The 3,679-nt window shown below is 67.1% G+C and carries 3 protein-coding genes; all 3 read right to left on the bottom strand.

Annotated elements, in window-relative coordinates:
- Positions 1-1,769 (bottom strand): acetyl-CoA carboxylase biotin carboxylase subunit (locus tag BM315_RS23975; RefSeq protein WP_090506191.1); only part of this gene is annotated, 1,769 nt, incomplete at its 3' end.
- Positions 1,766-2,566: a gamma-carboxygeranoyl-CoA hydratase gene (locus tag BM315_RS23970; protein ID WP_090506189.1), complete on the bottom strand. Its 801-nt coding sequence runs from the start codon at positions 2,564-2,566 to the stop codon at positions 1,766-1,768. The genes BM315_RS23970 and BM315_RS23975, both read right to left, overlap by 4 nt.
- A gap of 63 nt (positions 2,567-2,629) precedes the next feature.
- On the bottom strand, positions 2,630-3,679 hold a 1,050-nt coding region (locus BM315_RS23965), incomplete at its 5' end, for a carboxyl transferase domain-containing protein (RefSeq protein ID WP_090506187.1).

Raw genomic sequence — 3,679 nt, 5'->3', positions numbered from 1 at the left:
GGCGCGGTCAGGCCACCGTGATGGCTGTGGCTGGCTTCGACGGCGGCGATCGGGTCGAGCTGGCTGACGGCGTGCAGGTCGCCCTGCCATTCCAGGTAGAGGGTATTGCCCTGGCGGATGGCGTGCCGGTGTAGTTGCAGTGCGTCTGGCTGAACCTCGGCATCTCTCGGGCTGCTGCAGAACAACGTGTCGCCCTGCAATCGGGCGCCGCCGCTGGCGCGCACCTTGTGCGTGACGCCATTGCAGCTCAGGTGCAGGTCGATTTCGGCCGGCAGCCCGGCGCGCCAGCCGCTGGTGCTGGCCCAGGGTGAATGACAGTCCTCGTGCTTGTGGCGTAGCGGCTCGCTCTGGGCGAAGGCCTCGCCGGCCAGTCGCCAGAACTCGGAAGGCAACTCGCCTGGCGGCGGCAGCAGTTGCGCTTCGTGGCGCGGGATGAAGCCGGTATCCAGCTCGGCGTCGGCGAAGGCCGGATGGGCCAGCACGCGACGCAGGAACGCCAGGTTGGTCCTGACCCCGCCGATGCAGGTTTCGTCGAGCATGGCCAGTAGGCGCAGGCGCGCCTCCTCGCGGTTGTCGCCCCAGGCGATCAGCTTGCCGAGCATCGGGTCGTAGAACGGCGAGACTTCGTCGCCTTGGCTGACCCCGCTGTCGACCCGCCGACCCGCTCCGGGCTGGGCTTCGCGGTATAGGTTCAGGCGGCCGGTGGACGGCAGGAAGTCGTGATCCGGGTCTTCGGCATACAGGCGCACTTCGATGGCGTGGCCGAGCAAGGGCACCTGTTCCTGCGTGATCGGCAGCGCTTCGCCACGGGCCACGCGAATCTGCCAGGCGACCAGGTCCAGGCCGGTGATCGCCTCGGTGACCGGGTGCTCCACTTGGAGTCTTGTATTCATCTCCATAAAGAAGAAGTCGCCACGCTCGTCCAGCAGGAACTCCACGGTGCCGGCGCCGACATAGCCGATGGCCTGGGCGGCCTTTACCGCGGCCTCGCCCATGGCGCGGCGCAGCTCCGGGGTCAGGCCCGGTGCCGGCGCTTCCTCGACCACCTTCTGGTGGCGGCGCTGGATCGAGCAGTCGCGCTCGTTGAGGTACAGGCAGTGGCCGTGCTGGTCGGCAAATACCTGAATCTCCACATGGCGCGGCTTGAGCACGTATTTTTCCACCAGCATGCGCGAGTCGCCGAACGAGGATTGCGCCTCGCGCTGGGCGCTGGCCAGGGCTTCGCCCAGTTCACTCTCGCGCTCGACCACCTTCATGCCCTTGCCGCCACCACCGGCGGTGGCCTTGAGCAAGACCGGGTAGCCGATGACTTCGGCGGCGGCGCGGAAGGTCTCGATATCCTGGGCCTCGCCGTGATAACCCGGCACCAGGGGCACGCCGGCGGCCTCCATCAGCGCCTTGGCCGCCGACTTGCTGCCCATGGCGTCGATGGCGCTGGCGGGCGGGCCGAGAAAGATCAGCCCGGCGTCCTCGATGGCACGGGCGAAACCGGCGTTCTCGGAGAGGAAACCGTAGCCCGGGTGGATGGCCTGGGCGCCGCTGGCCTTGGCCGCAGAGATCAATGCATCGATGCGCAGGTAGCTGTCGGCCGGCTTGGCGCCGCCCAGGTTCACCGCCAGATCGGCTTCGCGCACATGGCGCGCGCCAGTGTCGATGGCGCTGTGCACGGCCACGCTCTTGATGCCCATGGCCTTGGCCGTGCGCATGACCCGGCAGGCGATTTCGCCGCGGTTGGCGATCAGCAGGGTGTCGATGTGCGTGAGGTTCATGCTTGTTGCTCCTGCCAGCTGGGTTTGCGTTTGTTGAGGAAGGCATTCAGACCTTCCTGGCCTTCGGCGCTGACGCGGATGCGGGCGATGGCGTTTTCGGTGTAACGGCGCAGGGCCGGGGTGAGTACGCCGCTGGCGACTTCCTTGAGCAGGTCCTTGCTCGCCTGCATTGCCTGCGGGCTGTTGAGCAGCAGGTTGGCAGTCCAGTCGCTGACGGCGTCGTCCAGCGCCTCGGCCGGATACGTCTCGGCAAACAGCCCCAGCTCATGGGCCCGTTCGCCGTTGAAACGCTCGGCGGTCAGGGCATAGCGGCGCGCCGCGCGTTCGCCGATGGCCTGTACGACGAAGGGGCTGATCACCGCCGGGGCCAGGCCGATGCGCACCTCCGACAGGCACAGCTGGGCATCCATGGCACCGATGGCCATGTCGCAGCAACTGATCAGGCCCAGCGCACCGCCGAAGGCCGCGCCCTGGACCACGGCCAGGGTCGGGATCTTCAGCTGGTAGAGGTTGTGCATCAGCTCGGCCAGTTCCCGTGAATCGGCCAGGTTGGCGCTGTAGTCGAGGGTCGCCGCGTGCTGCATCCAGGCCAGGTCGGCGCCAGCGGAGAAGTGCTTGCCACGGCCGCGCAGCAGGAGAAAGCGCAGGCTCTTGTCGGCCTGCACCTCATCGAGGGCGAGGATCAGCTCGCGGATCATCTCGGCGTTGAAGGCGTTGTGCTTGTCGGCGCGGTTGAGCCAGAGGGTGGCGAAACCGCGGGGGTCTGTTTCCAGTTGGATGGTGCTGAAGTCGGTCATGATCGATTCCGTAGGGTGCGCCGTGCGCACCGATACATTGAACAATGGTGCGCGCGGCGCACCCTACATGCGGAACACGCCGAAGGTGGTCGGCTCGATCGGCGCATTGAGGCTGGCGGACAGCGCCAGGCCGAGCACCTCGCGGGTCTGCGCCGGGTCGATGACGCCGTCGTCCCACAGCCGTGCGCTGGAGTAGTAGGGGTGGCCCTGGCGTTCGTACTGTTCGAGGATCGGTTGTTTGAGTTTGCCCTCGTCCTCGGCGGAGAAGCGCTGGCCGGCGCGTTCGGCCTGTTCGTGCTTGACCTGGACCAGCACGCCGGCGGCCTGTTCGGCGCCCATCACGCCGATCCGCGCATTGGGCCACATCCACAGGAAACGCGGGTCGTAGGCGCGGCCGCACATGCCGTAGTTGCCGGCGCCGAAGCTGCCGCCGATGATCATGGTGAATTTCGGCACCTTGGCGCAGGCCACGGCGTTGACCAGCTTGGCGCCGTGCTTGGCGATGCCGCCGGCCTCGTACTTCTGCCCGACCATGAAGCCGGTGATGTTCTGCAGGAACAGCAGGGGGATGCCGCGTTGGCAGGCCAGTTCGATGAAATGCGCGCCTTTTTGCGCCGATTCGGCGAAAAGGATCCCGTTATTGGCGAGAATCGCCACCGGATAACCCTGGATATGCGCGAAACCGCAGACCAGGGTGGCGCCGAACAGTGCCTTGAATTCGTCAAAGACCGAGCCGTCGACGATACGGGCGATCACCTCGCGCACATCGAAGGGTTGCTTGGCGTCGGCCGGGATCACCCCATAGAGTTCTTCGGCGCCGTACAGCGGGGCGATCGGCGCGCGGTTGTTCAGTACCCCGAGTTTGCGCCAGTTCAAATTGCTGATGCTGCGCCGGGCCAGGGCCAGGGCGTGTTCGTCGTTGTCGGCGTAGTGGTCGGCCACCCCCGAGGTCTTGCAGTGCACGTCGGCGCCGCCGAGCTCCTCGGCGCTGACCACCTCGCCGGTGGCGGCCTTCACTAGCGGCGGGCCGGCGAGGAAGATGGTCGCCTGGTTGCGCACCATGATCGCCTCGTCGGCCATGGCCGGCACATAGGCGCCGCCGGCGGTGCAGGA

The sequence above is a fragment of the Pseudomonas borbori genome (genome assembly GCF_900115555.1).
GTDB lineage: Bacteria > Pseudomonadota > Gammaproteobacteria > Pseudomonadales > Pseudomonadaceae > Aquipseudomonas > Aquipseudomonas borbori.
Note: the sequence above shows the minus strand (reverse complement) of the source record. Positions and strands in the feature narration are given on the sequence as shown.